Consider the following 18,384-nt stretch of genomic DNA (forward strand, 5'->3'; position numbering starts at 1 on the left):
ATACCAAAGGCAATATGCCTATATGTAGTATTGAATCCTATGAGCTTCCGACTGACACCACACCGCTTTTTCTCCGCAAACCCGGCCGGGACCGACTGGGTCTGTGGCGATTTACACGGTGAGTTTGACCTGCTGCAGACGGCCCTGGCCTCGTCTGGCATCGACCCGTTGGTGGACCGGCTGTTTCTGCTGGGCGATGTGATTGATCGGGGGCCCCAGTCGAGGGCCCTGCTGGAGTGGGCCCTGGTGACGCCCTGGGTCTACAGCGTTATCGGCAACCATGAGCTGTTGATGATCGCCGGGGCCGGCGAGCCGAGCCTGAAAGCCCGGCATCGCGCGATTGGAGGCGAGTGGGTAGACCAGCTTGATCCGGCCACCCATCGGTCGCTGGCCACACGGTGCCGACAATCCTGGCCACTCACGATCACGCTGGCCCACGGGGACGACCAGGTCGGCCTGGTGCACGCCCAAAGCCCGGCCCGGAACTGGGGGGACGTCCAGGCCAGCCCCTATACCCGGGCGTTTGCCATGGACTGCACCTGGCCCTGGGACCGGGCACAGGGCGGACACCATCCGGTGGAGGGGGTGACGGCGGTGGTGTCCGGTCACATTGGCACCGACCGGGTGATCCGCAAAGCCAACCAGGTGTGGATTGATACCCTGGCAAGGACAGGCCAGGTCCCCCTGATGCCCGTCTCGCAAATCCTGGCGTGGGTCAATGAGGAGGCCCGTCATGAGTGAGTCACCCCTGCTGGTTGTGGACCTGGAGGCCACCTGCTGGGGCAACTACGACCGGTTGCATGTAGAAGCTCAGAGCCGGCAAACAGGAGCGATTCCTGCGATGCTGCGCTATCCCCACTTTAACCTGAAGCGCCTGTGGCGACGGAGTACCGGTCAGAAGCGCAAGAACGGACTGGCCCACGCGCTGGCGTTCCACGAGCTGGGGTTTGAGGGACATCACCACCGGGGCGTGGATGATGCGCGCAACATGGTCCGGCTACTGCCGTTTATGGACTGGTCGCTTGAGCCGGTGCTGTTTGCGCCGCCACAGCGCTGGCCAGGTGCGCCGTCCGTGGGCGCTCCACAGGAACCTGAACAGAACCACGGCAACACCGCCAGGAGCCTGCCCGCGGAACTCCGGGGGTGGGGAAAAGCACCATGAGGATTGTCTGCATTTCCGATACCCACAGCCTTCACCGGCGTATGCCTGCCATACCGGAGGGGGATGTGCTCATTCACGCCGGCGACAGCCTGGGTCAGGGAACCCTGGAGAATGTCCAGGAGCTGAACCAGTGGCTGGGCACCTTGCCGCACCGACACAAAATCGTGATCGCCGGTAATCACGACTGGGTGTTCCAGGAAGACCCGGACTCGGCCCGGGCTGCCCTGAGTAACGCCATTTACCTGCAGGACAGTGGCGTTGAGATCGAAGGCCTTCGGTTCTGGGGGTCCCCCTGGACGCCCACCTTCCTCGACTGGGCCTTTATGCTGCCGCGTGGTGAGCCGTTACGGGAGCGGTGGCGGGTCATTCCGGACGATACCGATGTGCTGATCACCCATGGCCCACCGAAAGATGTCGGAGACCAGGTCAGCGTCGGCTTTAAATGTCAGAACGTCGGCTGCCAGGACCTGCGGGATCGCCTGCAGCAACTGTCGGTGCGGGCGCATGTCTTTGGTCACATCCATGAAGGGTACGGTGAATATCAACTCGGCAAGGCCCGGCTGGTAAACGCCAGCACCTGTACCGCACGCTACACGCCAACCAATCCACCGATTGTGCTGGATCTGGAGGTTTCGGGAGACAAGCCATGACGGTTAAAGAGCTGATTGAGCGACTGCAAACGCTGCCACCTGACACACCGGTGCTGGTAGAAGGGTACGAGACGGGTTTTGACGAGGTCATCGACCTGAGCCGGCATGAGCTGGTTCGCTACCGCCATGCCCAACCCTGGGATGGTGAATATCAGCCAGTGGAGCGTTTTAAAACGCCTGCCTCCGACACGATCCAGGCGGCCGTTATTCTGGGCCGGCGTGGGCCTTTGCGATAGGGAGTGATGCTATGACAACCGGCAAGCGCTACGCATTGAAGGACCTGGTCAAACAGTGTGACCCGAGTGCGCCCACCCCGGACGACGTCAAGGCCTGGGAGCAGATGCCCGATGTCGGACTGGAGCAGACCGTTATGGAGGACCAGATCGATATCCGCGATGCAGTTCTCCGGTTTCGTGAACGCCTCACGGACGGCTTCGGCCTTACCCGGTTAATCCTGTTCGGCAGCCGGGCCCGGGGCGACTACCACGCCGAGAGTGATGCCGATGTTGCCGTGATACTCAGTGGTAAGCCGGGCGATTTCGTCGAAACCAAACTGGCGATGGCTGACCATGCCTTCGATGTTTTACTGGAAACAGGCGTCCGGATTCAGGCCTTCCCGATCTGGGAATCACAGTGGCAGCATCCGGAGCAGTACAGTCACCCGGCCATACTGGGGGAAATCGCCAGGGATGGACTGGTTATCTGGTCGGCGTCGCCCTGACCCGCTCAGTCTTCGTTGAAGAAGCTGTCCAGCTCCTCCAGCACCGGTCATCGCTTGACCTGTAATACCAGGCACATCCCCAGTGCCGCTGCCGCCCGTTCGACGCGAATAATCGAGCCGGTAAACTTGTTGTTTTCCATTTCACTGATTTCGCTGCGAGGCAGTCGCGCAAGTTCGGCGACCTGTTGCTGGGTGAGTCCCCGCGCCTTGCGTTGCTCCCTCATGGTTGCCCCGATACTTTTCATTTTTGTACCTTATTAACGACAAACCACGGAATTTTAGCCATATTGTCTCTAATAAGCGACAAAATGGCGGGAATCCTTTGACGGAAAAGTGTGCTTTTCATTCTGGGGGGCATCCGCTTGCGGTCGTTTCCGGTTAAAGCGCATGTTCACCGCGGTGAACACTTTCCTGCCGCCTGGGCCCAGGAGTAACTGGCTGTCCCCGGATAGACGACTCAACAGCTGCGATAGCTGCCTTGTTTACCGCGGTAAACATTTGTCCGGCAACCGGATCCGGGACTGGCACCTCAATGGATTGTTCACGGCCGTGAACAAATCGCCGCAGACATCACAATGTTCGCCGCGGCGCACATTTGCCCAGCCACTGAACCTGGATCTGGGGTTGTGAAGAGGCTTGGTAGCGTTGACACGCAAGTGGCGCGTCAACACATTTTGCTGGGATTCGGGCAGACTTACTAATCCGAAATAAAGTAAGCGAACATCATTCGGAGATATAAGCCAGGTCCGGATGACCAAAAAACGATTTCAATAGCCGTGGCAATTTCTGCAAACGGCGGAGCTGACGGTAAACAATACTCCGAAGTTGTTCTTTGCTATTAATGATCTTTTTACCGACGTGGTGGTATTTGATGTAGCCCCAAACAGACTCATCAGGATTCAGCTCCGGCGAGTACGGCGGCAGGAAGAACAGCTTGAGCTTGCCGTCAAGAGTCTCGACATACTCGCGAACGCGACGAGCATGGTGAACCGGGTGATTATCGAGGATCAGGAAAACAGGCTTGTCAGCGTCTTGTACCAGAGCCTTGAGGAAACCGAGAAACGCATTAGTGTTCATGGTGCCGTGAATCGTTTTGAAGCGAAGCTCACCGCGTGGTGAGATGGCCGAGATCAGATTGATGCCGAAGCGACTGCCCGTATTGCGGATGATCGGAGTTTCACCCTTGGGTGCCCAGGTCGTGCCACTGTGATAATCAGACCGGATACTGGCTTCATCACCGAAGTAGATGGTGGCACCGACTTTTTAAGGTTTTCCTCTGCTGCAACGGGAGAAATGCCACCGTTGAACGTATGAGGCCTTTGCCGGTTGTAGTAGTCCATCAGATAGCCACCTACATCTTTTTTTGCCTCGGGCAAGTTCCGATATCCCAGGGCCGGTATCCATTCGGATTTCAGGCTCCGGAACAGCCTTTCCATCGGGGCGTTGTCCCAGCAGTTGCCGCGCCGGCTCATGCTTTGTGTCATTCATATGAAAATTTCCGACCAAGCTACAATGCCTTCTCCCCGAATAGGGACAAAACTTCACTCCAGTATTGATTGCTCACACATAGATCAATAGTTTCCCTAGCCCCGTTATGTTCCGGTGCAGCATCCCATGTGCCCGTATTATCGATATCGAGTTCCCACTCCGTTGTGTAATTCTCTTTCTGCAGCACTTCAGACCTTTTAGTTTCGTCCGTGCTTTGCTTTGATGATTTTGGTGAAAATGAAACCACATGATGCCCTGGTAGGTCCTCACCAATTCTGCGTGCGAACTCTGTCAAACTGGGTTCAGCAAGGACGTAAAGCCAGCCACCAATGCCAGAGGACTCCCCTGTTTGACGCCGGAGTATTCTGCCGAGAACTTGCCGAAAATGGAGCTCTGTTCGAATCCTGCTGAGATGACAACACACCTGCAATCTCGGGATGTCAGTTCCTTCACTGATCATCCCCACAGAGATGATCCATCGATCAGATGATGTTTTGAAGTTTGAAATAATTTGATGGGCTCCGGGCGTGTTGTAAGTGACAACAACAGGCCTTTCTCCGAGCGCCGCAAGCCGAACTGCAATCTGCTTTGCATGTGCCGCTGTCGCAGCTACGACGAGGCCAGCAGCGGATGGAGCCTGCTTCCGGATCTCTAATAATTTTTTGGATGCTTCCGAGAGTGTATGGTCGATCACTTCGTCCCGAAACAGAAAATCAGGATATGTAATATGACCCTGACTGATTGTTTCCCGGATGCTGGAGTAGGTTTTGAGGCCGAGTTCCGATGACCTCAGGCTGATTTCCTGATTATCAGTGAGCACGATTTTTGGGGCTCGGCAAACGCCGTCGATAACCGCCCGCTCTAAACCGTATTCGTAATCGCAATGGAGCTCTCCGTCAGGCTGCGTGTAGCGAGAAAGTACGATTGGGTTGTCGTCACTCCTCCAAGGTGTTCCTGATAGCGCCATTGTGAGGGAGGCCTTTCCTTGAATCCTATCGAGAATTGTTCGCCCCCAACTGTTGCCAATTGTGAGTTCGTCCCAACTGCTACCGGAGCAGTGATGAATCTCGTCCAAAACCACGAAGACTCTGTGCTCACCCAGTACTTGCCATAGCTCTCTGGGAAGCGTGTTCATCGACTGATAGGTGTAAGAACCACCCGCGGCCCCAATCTGGCCATTGAAGCTTCGCCCAAGGATTTGGCTAAATGTCGAGGCGACGCTTTGCGACACTGTCCGTGAAGGGGAGAAGCATAGGACGAAATCGATTTTATTGCGTTCCAGAAGGGCCTTAGCCACTGACGCTACCATGACGGTTTTGCCCGCCGCAGGTGTTGCGTGGCATAGAAAGTGGGTTTGGTACTCAAACGCTTGAAGAGCTTGATCGACGCACTCGCGCTGCCAAACACGCAATTGGATCATGCGGGAAACCCAATTTTAGTGATGACCGACTCTACAGCACGAAGTTGACCTAGTAGCTTTGTGCTTCTCTCCCGAGACTCTAGGTACTGCGCCTTCACGGCGCTCCGAAGTGCCGGGTATTTGTGATATAGGCGCTGGTATTCCTCCGCTTCACCAATACTGGCAATCAGTTCGACCTTTCTTTTAGAAAGCTCCTCCTGCAACGCCCGCTGTGTATCACTATCCATCGACGATTCAACGTGCCCATATGCAGCCCTAAATGGAGAAGGCTTGGATTCCAGGGAAATGTCTTGTTTGTTTGAACGGTAGATAAACTTGCATCCGCGACCAGTCGATCCCTCGTAGCGATCGATAACTTTTGCCTTTTCAAGGCGTAGAAGTTCTCTGTATATGTGCTTGCGAACTTTGTTGCGGCTTGGCCGCTGAACTTCGGGTATTTGAAGAAGATACATATCCCGAATGCTGGTATTGGAAAAAGGAGTATCTGGCTGCTGTCTCAGGAGTTCGATCAGGATTTTGTCGACGCTCAGTGGTTGCGATTTTTTCATAAGGCGGTCCGATTGGTCTCTAGGTCGATCTGGTCGACCCCCGAAAAATGGGTAGTATATGCCGTGGTCTCCCATGCTTCAAGAAACCATAGTCTTGTCTTTTGTGAGGGCAAGAAATGGGCTCACCGATTTGTGAGGCGTTTGGCCGGAATTTGCGTGCGATTCGAAAATCGAAAGGGTTTTCTCAGGAACGACTCGCTCATGAAACGGGAATTGATCGAAGTTATTTGGGGAAGATTGAGAGAGGAGAAGTGAATATCACTATCGAAAAAATCTACCTGCTAGCAGATCATCTACAGTGCTCACCTAAGGATCTGCTCACTTAGCCGTTGACTCCAGGTCGTCTGTTCTTCCGCTCTGTTCGATTGAATTTCAAATGCCAAAAACCATTCAGGCATGTTGTCCAGCGGCTACTCCAGAAGCCCAAGCCCATTGGAAATTATGACCGCCCAGATGACCAGTCACATCCAGCACTTCGCCAATGAAAAAAAGCCCTGGCTGATTGTTTGCTGACATCGTTTTTGATGACAGGTCACGAGTGTCCACTCCGCCCAAGGTAACCTCGGCTGTTTTGTATCCTTCCGTTCCTGCGGGTCGGACTTCCCAATGACTTAGGACGTCAGCTATCGCCTCTAAGTCTTCATTGCGGCAATACTGGAACGGTTTGTTCCACTGTTGGAGTTCGCAGAAAGCTTTTGCAAACCTTTTCGGCAAGAAATTTTCGAGAAAATGGCGGATATGGCTCTGTGGTTTTGTTTTGCGATATTCGTGCAGCCTATCACGAACTGATACGCTCGGAAGAAGGTTGATCCGTATTGTATCTCCGGGATGCCAGAAGCTCGATATTTGCAGCATGGCGGGGCCGCTTAGACCACGGTGAGTGACCAGCATCGGTTCGCGGAAATTTTCGTTGTTACAGTGCACGTCCACAGGGCAGCTCACGCCGGAGAGTGGCGCCAGTTGCTCCTTTAGTTCTGGATACAGGGTAAAGGGTACAAGTCCTGCGCGGGTTGGAAGCACGGAAAGCCCAAACTGCCGTGCAACGTCGTATCCGAAGCCCGTGGCGCCCATAGTGGGGATAGACAGCCCACCGCAGGCGATGACCAGGGATTCGCAGGTAAGGGTGCCGCTGTTGGTTTGTAGCTGATAACCGTGATCGACACCGCTGATTTTATTCACGATTGTTTTAAGTCGCACTTCTGCGCCAGCCCACTCGCACTCAGTGAGTAGCAGGTTGAGGATCTCCTTGCTGCTGCCTTTACAGAAAAGCTGGCCTGCCGCTTTTTCCTCATGCTCAATGCCGTGGCGATCTACCAATTCTAAAAAGTCTTGAGGCGTGTAACGCTTGAGCGCCGAAATGCAGAAATGGGGATTGTCAGACAGGAAATTCGCCGGGGTGCTGTTTAGGTTGGTAAAATTGCAACGACCGCCTCCGGACATGAGGATTTTCTTACCAGGTTTATTGGCATGATCAAGCACCAATACGCTTCTGCCGCGATATCCCGCTGTTGAAGCACACATTAGCCCGGCGGCACCTGCTCCTATAACGATAACATCATAAGTGCTGGACATATTATCTCCTGAGGAAAATCCCGCTAGTGTAGGGTAGTCGGTGTAATGAGCCAATGGTTCGTTAGGGCTCGTAGCCTAAGTTCGGAAGTTCGCGACAAGATCTTCGATCTGATTGAGCTTGGCATTTAACTTCTCGATGGTTACGTTGCTAATCTGCTTTCCAGAAATATTCTGAACATCGCCTTTCAACTCGTTGGTTAGGTAAAAGATGCTCTTCAATCTGTCCTGAAGCTCTTTCACCTCATAGGAGTGTGCGAAGGCATCAAGCTCTTCCCAAGCCAAATCGATGTAATGCCACAATGAGTCAACACTTTTGTGGCCTGTAAAACTCGCGACTTTTTTGAGTATTGTTCGGTAATCACTGTCGGTAATGATGTGGCGGGTCTTCAATGGATTCTTATCCATGAAGCTAATAAAGTGGAGCTTTACCATATTGGTGATAAAACGATGTCTAAACATTTTCTGACAGTTTTTTTGTTTGATGCCAGCTCTTACCGTAAGCCTCCGAAATTCCTGATAAGCGGCATCTGGAAGTACTTCTTTACCACTTTCAGAATTTAGATAGATTACATTGTCCACATCCTTCTCTGATTGGATAATTCCTGAAGCTAGAAGACGTTCAATTAATTTTTTTCTGTAAGAACTAATAAATATTTCAATCTTCATTGCCAGGCTGCGTGGGATCGGAATTGTTCTCATATTATTTTTGGAGTCGATCCGGCCTTTGAGTGTGGGGAGAATCAGTTGCGATTTTCTCAGGCTAGCCGCATTGTTAGAACAGGGTATAGTGATTAATTCTTGAGGTCGGAGCCCTGTTGCTTCAAGCAACACCAGTTGCAGCTCACGCCTTCTATGCATGTATTCAAGATGGTCCGCCTGCTGCTTTTTAGAGAAAAGACCTCGCAGTTTTCTACTCACATTCGTATCGCTTCGTGAAGCCTCAAGGGTATCCCACAATTTTCTGATGTTTATTGTTGAAATAGGGGTTGCGTTCGTCGTTGTCGCTCTTGGTATGTTCATCGGGAAAACGTTGTGAATGATTTTCCGACCAGTTCTATGCGCATAAACCTCTTGCTTTAGCTTAATCTGATACCTTTTATCAGCATCATCCACTCCCACAATCAGTCGCTCAGTGGCAATGTTTTGCTGAACCCAAAGCAGAAAATTAATGGCGGTAGCCACAATGGCTTTAACCGTGTTGTTGTTCCTGACGCGCTCGTTATAGATATCAGTTTCTTGACAGAGTTCATAAATAAACTCATCGACATGGCTGTGTTTCAAATCAGCGAAATCCACCTTTCTCGCGTAGCAAAATCGAACTAGGTGGGAAAGATTTCGCGCGTAATTCCCAAGTGTGCCACCATCCTTTTGGTTCACCGTGACAGTCCTACTTCTATCGCATAAATACATTTCTGCGATTAAGCAAGGCGAGCCATTAGGCCAAACAAATGAGTAATAGCAATACCGCATACGATCGTTCAAAAAGATCTCACCGGTTTCACTATCGAATCTGTCCATTGCCGGAAGTTGAACATTTTTGACGAGGCGATAAAGTTGACTAGTCATTGTCGGCAACGAGCTTCAAAGAAAAATACTCCCGATACAATTCGTTGTGCCTGTCCAAATCGTATTGGTATTCAGGGCTCTTTTTGACTGCATCGAGACAGATCCTATTCAAGTCGGTGTATGCTCGGATGAGGATCGCTCGAAACCTTTCGGCTTCGTCGAGTTTTTCTTTATAAAATAGAGCCTTACTTTTAGTTTTATCCGACTTTTTGTTTCTCGAATTTTTGCTTTTCTTTTTGATTGCGACCCTTATTTTCTCGAGTTGTTCGAAACCTCCATCGAGTGCGCTATCGGAATACTTCTTGAACGTATTGAGAGTCATTGCATGGATGCCTACTGATTTTCGCTCAACAGAAGCAATCGCAGCCTGGCTCCCGCACTTAGATGTTATCCAGGAATATGCGTCAGGATTTTTCAGTGCTTCAATCATTGAATGATAGAGCACTCTAATGGATTCTTTTCTTATATCAGACATCTCACCGCCTACGAAATCTTGATAGCAATGTCAACCTTTATTCCTTCATCGACATTCTCAATACCAAAAACAGTCACTTCGAAATGACCCGACTCAATTTGAATTTCAAGCCATTGTTTCAGTTCGTCTTCTTTAATCTCGGAAATAGAGTTCACCTTGAACTGATTGCAGACTTCGTCATAAACATCTTCGATGTTGCTGACGTCAGAGAGATTATTACCGTCCTTGAAAAGCCTTAATTGCTGATACGCATATTCAGATTCAACCTCAACCATCTCCTGGCCTTCAAAGTTATCCTGAATATACTCGAAAATGTGATCTGGATTGGTGTGACCCGCCATCCAACGAGCACTATCTAAGGAGGAAAATTTAAATGTCCAAAAAAAGTTCAAAAGAAACGATTTGCGTAATTCATGTGTATTGACGTACCACCGTCTTCCGTATTCATCGAGTGGGACTTCGACATGGTCACAGAAATAGGAAAGCCGTGACCTTATGAATTCATGATCGGCAATCGAAGCGGATCTCCAATCAAATCCGTAGTTGATTCCATACAGCAGGTATTGTTCTTCTTTTTTTGAAGGGACATGTTTTCGCGCATGTTTGTTCATTTCTTGAAGTAGTAGGATGGCCCTAGCTGCAACACGCGGAATTGGTTTCGCATCTTCTGGAAGGATTCCGCGTATACCCGACTTTTCAATATCCTGCATGAGCCAAAAGCCATCGTTATCCTTGAAATATAAACAATCGTATTTTAATGAGGAGAGTTCGTTTACTCTGATCGGTTTCATTGAAGCTATTATAATGAAACAAGCACCCTGCAAAACATCAATGAGATAAGTTAATGGAGGATTTGATCTGAATGATTTTACATCACGAACGCTATAATCAAACGAACCGATCTCTATTTTCTTTCGATGTCGATGAAGTACGTTTTCAACAACTATTTCTCGTTTCTTATAGAGATTAGTAAATGGTTTTTCAATGACTAATAAACCCTCGTTGTGCAAAGTGTCGAAAGCGTCTACCATAGCACTGATAATCGCCTCTCCTTTGTTAAGTACCCAATCAACCGAGGAGTTGATTATCTGCAAACAAATGGGCAGCGGAATCCAAGGTGTGTGTTTAATCTGCAATTGATTGTTCTGTATGTATGTGTGGATCTCTTCAAACCTAAACTGCTCTGAATCGGGCAATTCACGGTGGAACAACTTCTTTGTAGAGAGAAAAATTTTAAAGTAACCCAAGAACTGCTTTATGTTTTCCTTGTTAGCTATAACTTCAGAAATAAGCGGAGTCGTATGTCCAGGAAACTCATACTCAAGCGTCACAGGCACGAGAACGTCTTGGCTTTTCCTTAGTAGATCTGGCTCAAATTGTCTCAAAAACGCACTGAATTTATCGCTATGCGTAATTTGTTGTGGGAGCTCGAATGCCTCGACGAATTGCATGCGATCGATGACGGAATCACCGAATTTGGTTTTTCGGTAAAATCCTTTTGACTTAAAGACTCTGATTGCTTCGGTAATATCAGCGGATGTTAAATGGTAAATATCGTCACTGATTAAAGCTGTACCGGACATCTCAAAAAAACGAGCTTTAAAAATCTCTGCAATGCCGAACAACTCCATGATTCCGCCGTGAATTTTCTCTCTTACGTAGCGAAAAAGTCGTTCCTGAGTGAGATTTCTAAGAAACTCTGATCGTGGGCATAGATTAATATCTTTACGAAAGCACCATTGAGCAAAAGATAGAAGGTTATTAACTAAGCCAGGTAGTGATCCCACGGAGACGTTTGGAGCGATAGAGGTTGATTCTACTATCACGAAAATTGCTTTCTGGAGGAAGTGAAGAAAATCACGATTTTGAGGTGAATAGAGAAGGGTCCCATCAGGGAGCCGTCTGTTCCAATTTATCGTTCGCACGTACTTATAGTTACCGTCAGCCCTTTTAACAGTTTTTGCTGTTTTAATGATCCATTTACTTTCATGAATTCCAGATAGCAGCCAATCCGCGATATAATCACCGGAATAGATTGTGATTCCAGAGTCGTAGCCTGCGAGATACTTTTGAATGCTTACTACGTCCGCTTGGCTCCAGTCTAAATGGGCGTTGAGTTTTCTCATGAAATATTAGCCCGTCGCATGATAAGTTGATCCCACTCCAATTTTTCGGCCATTAATAATGCCTTGTCTTTTGCAGAAAAATTGGTTTCTCTGACGGAGGATTCGTTATGTTGAGAAAGGGTGGTGTTTAAATGCTTTGCTAATGTAATGAAACTGATCGGAGCCAAACCTGTTTTAGAGTCTTGCTGCGCAAGTGTCGATGCGCTTATATTATTGTTCTCGGCAATAAGTTTATAAGCATACAATAATGACAGAGACCTCTCTGAAATGTTTGCGATCAGATCGCCTTGATGCCTTTCGTGTGTTTCGTCGATTTTATCCTTCAGATAACTGATTAGAGGATTGTTACCTTTGGAATCAAGAGCAAGCATTTCGAGAATAAAGCTATGTAATTCATTCAAATTACTAAAATCTACAGCGTCGAGTAGATAATCCTCATTTGCACATGCGGAAACAAGCATTAGGTTTTGAAACCGTCTCACCTGCCTTGTGTTATAGGCTGCTATGAGAGGTTTTGGAAGATAGTGCTCAAGCGCTACTCTCGTTCCGTTGCCTAATTTTCTAGAAACGGCTCTGATTGATCCAGTTCGAAAATACTCTAGAACGCCTTCTGAAGCTCGCAGTTTCGAGTGGGTTAGCTGATTTCGGGAAATCCCGGCATCAGCAAGGGACGGAAACAAGCTGCCGATGAAGAGTGAGCCTTCAGCCCTCCCGGTCAAATAGGCTGTTACTCTCGAATCTTGCGCACAGGTAAAATCCTTATCCTTTGAATTCATGGCGAGGATAACGAATAGGTACTTAGATAAATTGGTGGGTAGATTCGCGAGGTTGGCCGAGCGCATTTCTAAAAGCGTTGATATAATCTCGAGACTTAGATCTGACAACCCTTCTTTTTTAAAAGCTTTGGCGCGACTCTTTTCAATCATAAAAGAAATTGAAGTTTCCCCAATTTCGAGGCGTGATTTACCATCTTTGTCCTCAACCTTGCAGTTAAGCAAGGACAGAAAAGTAAACTTTGGATTCTCCATCATTAAAAGTGCGACGATAAAGGAAACATCCATGTTTCCCAGAAGCCCTAACATCCAATTCAGTTTTCCTGTATAGCCGATTTTATCTTTTTCAATATGGCACGGGGGGAAATGACTCATCCATAATGATTTGTTTTCCCACATAACGGTTCTGCTTGCCAGCCCACAGTCTTCAATTTTTGATGAAAGTTTAACGAATCCTTTGTATTTTCTGCTCAATAATAGATAGGTGGCGAAAGATTTCCTGTTATGACCAGATGAAAAATGGCGTCTAATGGGCGGGGTGCCTTTTTCGCGAGGATATATGTCATAGAAGTCTTTAGCTTTGACCCGTTGCTCAAGGATAGCCGGATCAATTTCGTTTATTAATTTTTGGCCATTTTCAAAAAATGCTTTTAGGGTTTTCCAATAATCTGTTAACGCTTGATGCAGTCTATTTCGTTTTCGTTCAAGATCGTAATAAAGCTCGTCCAAATATTCAGAGTCAGTCCTGCTCAAGCTCACCGGGCAAATTAGTTTATCAATTTGGTCTTTGTTATTAACTTGGTATGCTGCCTTTTCGCCAATTATGCTCACATTGAAGCTTGATTCTTTTTGGGCTTGATTGACCTGCTTCATTGCGGGAATGAGAACTGAAATGGGTATCTGATCTCGGTCTTGCAAGTACACCAAAAAGGGGAGAAGATTTTTATTCCAAATAGCAACCCGTGTAGTGATGCTTGATTTAATTGCAGGCGTGATCAATGTCGTCAAATAAAGATTTTTTATTAGCGTCGACCAATCGTCGGCTTTCTTTGGAAAAGCTTTCATCTCAGAGTCAGTAATGGTCGGTCGCAACACGCTATTTAAGCGACTCCACCAGCTCTTTATTGTGATTGGTTTCTTCCCCGTGCAGTAATTAACTGCATGCTGTGCGAAAGTTTCCCAGCCTTTGACATGAGACAGATAGTGGATATTGATGTAGCTATAAGCCCCAGCTTCGGATTGTATTCTTAACTGATGCTCGCCATTTTTTAGGGTGACTTTCACTATATCTCTACTTCCGTTAACTGTCGTTCTCGTTTAGATCAATGGCGCCCGCATTTCAAGAACAGCATCTGCATGATCCGGCCTTAGCTCAGGTGAGATCTCTACCCAAAAGTTGTCAAAAAATATCTCTCGAAAATTGTAGCTGTCACAACATGTAGGTCATTGCAGTGTAGGCGAAAAATGGGCGGGTTGGGATTTTTTTGACAATTTAATGCGTTCGGAAAAAGGCGCTCCGGTAACCCTCTGTCCCTGCCGGTGTCAGGGTCCAGGCAGAGAGGGTGTGGGCGGCTGCCTCCAGTTCTGCCTTGCGATAGCCTTGCAGTGGACCGTCCCAGCCCTGGAGTTCTGCAAACGCCCTGGCGAAGCGCCGGGGCAGGGTACGGGCGAGGTAACGTTCCAGCGTCAGGTTCGGGTGTTCCTGTTTCAGTTGGTTAAGTACCTCGAGTGCCTTCTGGCCCGGTAACAGGTCGATGGCTACCGGATCTCTAGGTTGCCAGAAGCTGGAAATCTGCAGCATGGCCGGCCCGCTGAGTCCGCGATGGGTGACCAGCATTGGTTCCCGGAAGTGTTCTCCATTACAGGAAACTTCCACGGGACAACTGATGCCCGCCAGGGGTGACAGCTGTTGTTTGAGCTCCGGGGTCAGGGTGAACGGGACCAGGCCAGCGCGGGTAGGGCGGACTTCCAACCCGAACTCTCGGGCAATGTTGTAGCCGAACCCGGTGGCGCCCATGGTGGGAATGGAGAGGCCGCCGGTCGCAATGACCAGGGACGAGCACTCCACCTCACCGGCGCTGGTCTTTACCCGATAGGCGTTGGCGGAACGGTTTACCAATTCCACCGAGGTTTTGAGGCGGATCTCGGAGCCTGCCCATTCGCACTCGGTGAGCAGCATGTCCAGGATGCTCCGGGCGCTGTCGCGGCAAAAGAGCTGACCAGCCGCCTTCTCCTCGTGCTCAATGCCGTGGCGGTCCACCAGTTCAAGGAAGTCCTGGGGGGTATACCGCTTGAGCGCCGAGATACAGAAATGTGGGTTGTCGGACAGGAAGTTGGCCGGGCTACTGTTGAGATTGGTGAAATTACAGCGCCCACCCCCGGACATGAGGATCTTGCGCCCCGGCCTTGGTGCGTGGTCAATGACCAGTACCCGGCGTCCGCGGTAGCCTGCGGTGGCGGCACACATCAGGCCGGCGGCACCGGCTCCGATAATAACCACATCGAAGGTTTTCGCCATGATGACCTCGGTTGGTGCGGGGGAACGGCAGGGCGGCAGTATAACGATCGCTCTGTTACTTGTCCTGTTGGGGTCTGGAAGTACCTGTCCGTCACTGGCGTCAGCGGATCACGGGTTCGAGGACTGATCGCTAAAACGTTGCCGATGTGACCAACGCAAAGGGGAGCCCGCGGGCTCCCCTTTGTACTTCATGCCTTGGCTGATAGCCATACCGGCACGGTTCAGCGCTCCAGGTACTGCAGCTTGTCGGGTTTGCCATCCCACTCTTCCGCGTCCGGCAGCGGATCTTTCTTTTCCGTGATGTTGGGCCATTTGCCGGCCAGGTCCGCGTTGATCTCGATGAACGGTTCCTGGCCTGCCGGTAATTCGTCTTCGGAGAAAATTGCCTCGGCCGGGCACTCCGGCTCGCAAAGGGCGCAGTCGATACACTCGTCCGGGTCAATCACCAGAAAGTTCGGGCCTTCGTAAAAACAGTCTACCGGACATACTTCAACGCAGTCCGTGTATTTGCACTTGATGCAGTTGTCGGTAACTACAAAGGTCATAGTCAGGTTCCTGGTCTGGTGGTCAATCTCATCAGTGGGGTGATTTCCGGCAACCGCCTTTGCCCGGATAAACCTTCGCGGCGTTGCCACCACCCTTCGTTCTGATCATTAATAATCGGCGCCGGATATTGTAGGGAGCGGCCGCGCACCCCGCAAGCGCCGCGGCGCTATAACCTTATGAGTGTGAGTGTCAGGCCTTCAGCATACGGCGCAGTTCGTAGAGCTTTTCCAGGGCCTGGCGAGGGGTCAGGTCGTCCGGGTCCAGCGCTTCCAGTGCCCGTTCAACGGCGCTGGGCTCGAGGCTGGCGAACATATCGCCCTGAAACACCTCTGGCGCTGACGGCGGTTGTGCCTTGTTGGTAGCCGGCATTGCCGCGAGGCTCACGGTACCGCTGCTTTCGCCTTCCAGTCGCTTAAGCTGCTGGCGGGCATGCTGGATAACGCCGTGGGGTACCCCGGCCAGCTGCGCCACCTGTAGACCATAACTCTGGCTCGCGGGCCCGTCATGCACCGTGTGCAGGAAAACAATGCTGTCTTCGTGCTCGGTGGCCGTCAGATGCACGTTGACCGCATGTTCCAGCTGTTCCGCCAGTTGCGTCAGCTCGAAGTAGTGGGTGGCGAAGAGGGTGTAACACCCGATGACCCGGGCCAGGTGTTCCGCCGTCGCCCAGGCCAGCGAGAGGCCATCAAATGTGCTGGTGCCACGACCTACCTCGTCCATCAGCACCAGGCTGTGGGCGGTGGCGTTGTGCAGGATGTTCGCGGTTTCGGTCATTTCCACCATAAAGGTGGAGCGGCCGCCGGCTATGTCGTCGGATGACCCCATACGGGTGAAGATGCGATCCACCGGGCCGAGGACTGCACGGTCAGCGGGAACAAAGCTCCCGCAGTAGGCCAGCAGCGCAATCAGCGCAGTCTGGCGCATGTAGGTGGACTTACCGCCCATGTTGGGACCGGTGATGACCAGCATCCGGCGTTGCTTGTCCATCAGCACATTATTTGGCACGAAGGGTTCATCCAGCAGCTGTTCCACCACCGGATGGCGGCCGGATTCAACATCGAGCCCGGGCTCGGCCCGAAATTCGGGGGCGGTCAGGCGCAGGCTGGTGGCCCGTTCGGCGAAGTTCGCCAGTACATCCAGCTCCGCCAGGGCCTGGGCGCTGTCCTGCAGCTGGGGCAGCTGTTCGGCCAGGCGTTCCAGCAATTCGTCGTAAAGACCCTTTTCCCTGGCCAGGGCGCGGCTCTTTGCGCTCAATGCCTTGTCCTCAAATTCCTTGAGCTCTGGCGTGATAAACCGCTCGGCATTTTTCAGGGTCTGGCGGCGGATGTAGTCCACCGGGGCCTGGTCGGACTGTGCCCGGCTAATCTCGATGTAATAGCCGTGAACCCGGTTGTAGCCCACCTTCAGGGTGCTGATACCGGTACGCTCGCGCTCACGGGTTTCCACGTCCAGCAGGTACTGGCCAGCGTTCTCACTTATATTTCGAAGCTCATCAAGCTCCTCATCGTAGCCTTCCCGGATCACGCCGCCGTCCCGTATCACTACCGGTGGGTTGTCGATAACGGCGCGCTCCAGCAGGTCGCTCAGTTCCGGATAGTCGCTGATGCTGGTTGCCAGCCGAACCACGTGGTGGGAGTTGACCGGGGTCAGCGCCTGCTGAAGGTCGGGCAGGGCCGAGAAGGCATCCCGCAACCGGGCCAGGTCACGGGGCCGGGCCGAACGCAGGGCAACTCGCGCCAGGATACGCTCGATATCACCCACCCTTTTGAGCAAGTCATGCACGGGCTCATAGTGGAAGCCATCCAGCAAGGCGGCCACGGCATGCTGGCGCTGTCGCACCTGGTCTGCATCCCGCAGCGGGCGGTTCAGCCAGCGCCGCAGCTGTCTGGCGCCCATGGCAGTCGCGGTACGGTCCATGACCCAGGCCAGGGTATGCTGGTGACCACCCAACAGGTTGGTGTCAATCTCCAGGTTGCGGCGGCTGGTGGCGTCCAGTACCACCGCGTCTTCCCGGCGTTCCCTGGTAAGCTTGCGGATGTGCGGCAGGGCCGTGCGCTGGGTTTCCCGGGCATATTGCAGCAGGCAGCCGGCGGCGCAGATGGCCAGGGTCAGGTCTTCGCAGCCGAACCCGGTCAGGTCCCTGACCTGGAGTTGCTGGGTCAGTAAGCGGTGGGCCGAGTCGCCTTCAAACAGCCAGGGGCCCTGGCGTCTGACTCCGCTGAGACCTTCGAGTACATCCTGGTAGGGGAAGTCTTCGCTGATCAGCACTTCCGCCGGGCTCAGCCGCTGGATTTCCTCCTGCAGGGCATCGACCCCCGAAATCTCCGAAACCGCGAAACGCCCGCTGGAAATGTCCAGGGTGGCGATACCAAAGCCACCGCGACTGTGATGGATCGCCAACAGGAGGTTGTCCCTGCGGTCCTCGAGGAACGCTTCGTCACTCAGGGTGCCGGGGGTGATAATGCGTGCCACCTTGCGTTCCACGGGACCCTTTGCGGTAGCGGGATCACCAACCTGTTCGCAGATGGCGATAGACTGACCGGCCCGGACCAGCCGGGCGATGTAGTTTTCCGCCGCATGGTAGGGCACCCCGGCCATGGGGATAGGGCTGCCCCCGGACTGACCCCGGGCGGTCAGGGTGATGTCAATCAGCTCGGCCGCCTTCCTGGCATCCTCATAGAACAGCTCGTAGAAATCCCCCATACGATAGAACAGCAGTTCATTGGGGTGTTCGCCCTTGATCCTGAGATACTGGCGAATCATGGGAGTGTGCTGGGACTGGTCTTTCTGGGCTGCCGACATGAAAACGTCCGGTTAAA

At 51.6% G+C, this 18,384-nt stretch carries 17 protein-coding genes and 2 pseudogenes; 6 read left to right on the forward strand and 13 right to left on the reverse strand.

The features are described 5' to 3' along the window. The first annotated feature begins 39 nt into the window (after positions 1-39). The 5 genes from BM036_RS05740 to BM036_RS05760 are packed head-to-tail and all read left to right on the forward strand — an operon-like array spanning position 40 to position 2,533. The gene (locus BM036_RS05740; RefSeq protein ID WP_177186008.1) at positions 40-741 is read left to right on the forward strand and encodes a metallophosphoesterase; all 702 of its coding nucleotides are present in this window, start codon (positions 40-42) and stop codon (positions 739-741) included. Next, positions 734-1,162 carry a 3'-5' exonuclease family protein gene (locus tag BM036_RS20265; RefSeq protein ID WP_245742497.1) on the forward strand — a complete coding sequence of 143 codons (429 nt, stop codon included), beginning with the start codon at positions 734-736 and terminating at the stop codon, positions 1,160-1,162. Before BM036_RS05740 ends, BM036_RS20265 begins: the two co-directional genes overlap by 8 nt. Beyond that, positions 1,159-1,812, forward strand: a complete 654-nt coding sequence (locus BM036_RS05750) for a metallophosphatase domain-containing protein (RefSeq protein WP_091849408.1) — start codon at positions 1,159-1,161, stop codon at positions 1,810-1,812. Before BM036_RS20265 ends, BM036_RS05750 begins: the two co-directional genes overlap by 4 nt. Beyond that, positions 1,809-2,048 carry a hypothetical protein gene (locus tag BM036_RS05755; RefSeq protein ID WP_091849409.1) on the forward strand — a complete coding sequence of 80 codons (240 nt, stop codon included), beginning with the start codon at positions 1,809-1,811 and terminating at the stop codon, positions 2,046-2,048. Before BM036_RS05750 ends, BM036_RS05755 begins: the two co-directional genes overlap by 4 nt. A gap of 11 nt (positions 2,049-2,059) precedes the next feature. Then, the gene (locus BM036_RS05760; RefSeq protein WP_091849410.1) at positions 2,060-2,533 is read left to right on the forward strand and encodes a nucleotidyltransferase domain-containing protein; all 474 of its coding nucleotides are present in this window, start codon (positions 2,060-2,062) and stop codon (positions 2,531-2,533) included. A gap of 47 nt (positions 2,534-2,580) precedes the next feature. Here BM036_RS05760 and BM036_RS05765 read toward each other — a convergent pair whose 3' ends face one another. The 5 genes and pseudogenes from BM036_RS05765 to BM036_RS05785 form a co-directional block, all read right to left on the reverse strand. Next, positions 2,581-2,778, reverse strand: a complete 198-nt coding sequence (locus BM036_RS05765) for a helix-turn-helix domain-containing protein (protein ID WP_091849411.1) — start codon at positions 2,776-2,778, stop codon at positions 2,581-2,583. A 478-nt stretch (positions 2,779-3,256) separates the two neighbouring features. Beyond that, positions 3,257-3,781, reverse strand: coding sequence for an IS630 family transposase (locus BM036_RS05770; protein ID WP_281247015.1), 525 nt, complete (start codon positions 3,779-3,781; stop codon positions 3,257-3,259). Between the two features lie 23 nt (positions 3,782-3,804). Next, a pseudogene (locus BM036_RS05775) lies at positions 3,805-4,017 on the reverse strand (integrase core domain-containing protein); the annotation flags it as partial. 23 nt (positions 4,018-4,040) lie between these two features. Continuing rightward, complete coding sequence (locus tag BM036_RS05780) at positions 4,041-5,441, reverse strand: DEAD/DEAH box helicase (protein ID WP_091849412.1); 1,401 nt, start codon at positions 5,439-5,441, stop codon at positions 4,041-4,043. Continuing rightward, positions 5,438-5,989 (reverse strand): hypothetical protein, encoded by a 552-nt coding sequence (locus BM036_RS05785; protein WP_091849413.1) that lies wholly within the window; start codon positions 5,987-5,989, stop codon positions 5,438-5,440. Before BM036_RS05785 ends, BM036_RS05780 begins: the two co-directional genes overlap by 4 nt. A gap of 116 nt (positions 5,990-6,105) precedes the next feature. On the opposite strand from BM036_RS05785, the gene BM036_RS05790 reads away from it, so the two are divergent. Further along, on the forward strand, positions 6,106-6,315 hold the full coding sequence (locus BM036_RS05790) for a helix-turn-helix domain-containing protein (RefSeq protein WP_091849414.1): 210 nt from the start codon (positions 6,106-6,108) through the stop codon (positions 6,313-6,315). Between the two features lie 64 nt (positions 6,316-6,379). Here the strand turns inward: BM036_RS05790 and BM036_RS05795 are convergent, their stop codons facing one another. The 8 genes and pseudogenes from BM036_RS05795 to mutS form a co-directional block, all read right to left on the reverse strand. After that, entirely contained in the window at positions 6,380-7,561 is a 1,182-nt protein-coding gene (locus tag BM036_RS05795) for a BaiN/RdsA family NAD(P)/FAD-dependent oxidoreductase (protein ID WP_091849415.1), read from the reverse strand. Positions 7,562-7,636: 75 nt separating this feature from the next. Next, positions 7,637-8,938, reverse strand: a complete 1,302-nt coding sequence (locus tag BM036_RS05800) for a site-specific integrase (protein ID WP_177186009.1) — start codon at positions 8,936-8,938, stop codon at positions 7,637-7,639. A 181-nt stretch (positions 8,939-9,119) separates the two neighbouring features. Beyond that, the gene (locus BM036_RS05805) at positions 9,120-9,602 is read right to left on the reverse strand and encodes a hypothetical protein (RefSeq protein ID WP_143066570.1); all 483 of its coding nucleotides are present in this window, start codon (positions 9,600-9,602) and stop codon (positions 9,120-9,122) included. A gap of 8 nt (positions 9,603-9,610) precedes the next feature. Further along, complete coding sequence (locus tag BM036_RS05810; RefSeq protein WP_143066571.1) at positions 9,611-11,728, reverse strand: hypothetical protein; 2,118 nt, start codon at positions 11,726-11,728, stop codon at positions 9,611-9,613. Further along, positions 11,725-13,785 (reverse strand): hypothetical protein, encoded by a 2,061-nt coding sequence (locus BM036_RS20270; protein ID WP_245742498.1) that lies wholly within the window; start codon positions 13,783-13,785, stop codon positions 11,725-11,727. Before BM036_RS20270 ends, BM036_RS05810 begins: the two co-directional genes overlap by 4 nt. A 226-nt stretch (positions 13,786-14,011) precedes the next feature. Next, positions 14,012-15,019 (reverse strand): annotated as a pseudogene (locus BM036_RS05820) (BaiN/RdsA family NAD(P)/FAD-dependent oxidoreductase); the annotation flags it as partial. Between the two features lie 221 nt (positions 15,020-15,240). Further along, positions 15,241-15,564: a ferredoxin FdxA gene (fdxA, locus tag BM036_RS05825; RefSeq protein WP_091849422.1), complete on the reverse strand. Its 324-nt coding sequence runs from the start codon at positions 15,562-15,564 to the stop codon at positions 15,241-15,243. 190 nt (positions 15,565-15,754) lie between these two features. Next, positions 15,755-18,367: a DNA mismatch repair protein MutS gene (gene mutS / locus BM036_RS05830; protein ID WP_091849424.1), complete on the reverse strand. Its 2,613-nt coding sequence runs from the start codon at positions 18,365-18,367 to the stop codon at positions 15,755-15,757. Positions 18,368-18,384 lie beyond the last annotated feature (17 nt).

The organism is Marinobacter segnicrescens, from assembly GCF_900111555.1.
In the GTDB taxonomy this organism is placed as follows: domain Bacteria; phylum Pseudomonadota; class Gammaproteobacteria; order Pseudomonadales; family Oleiphilaceae; genus Marinobacter; species Marinobacter segnicrescens.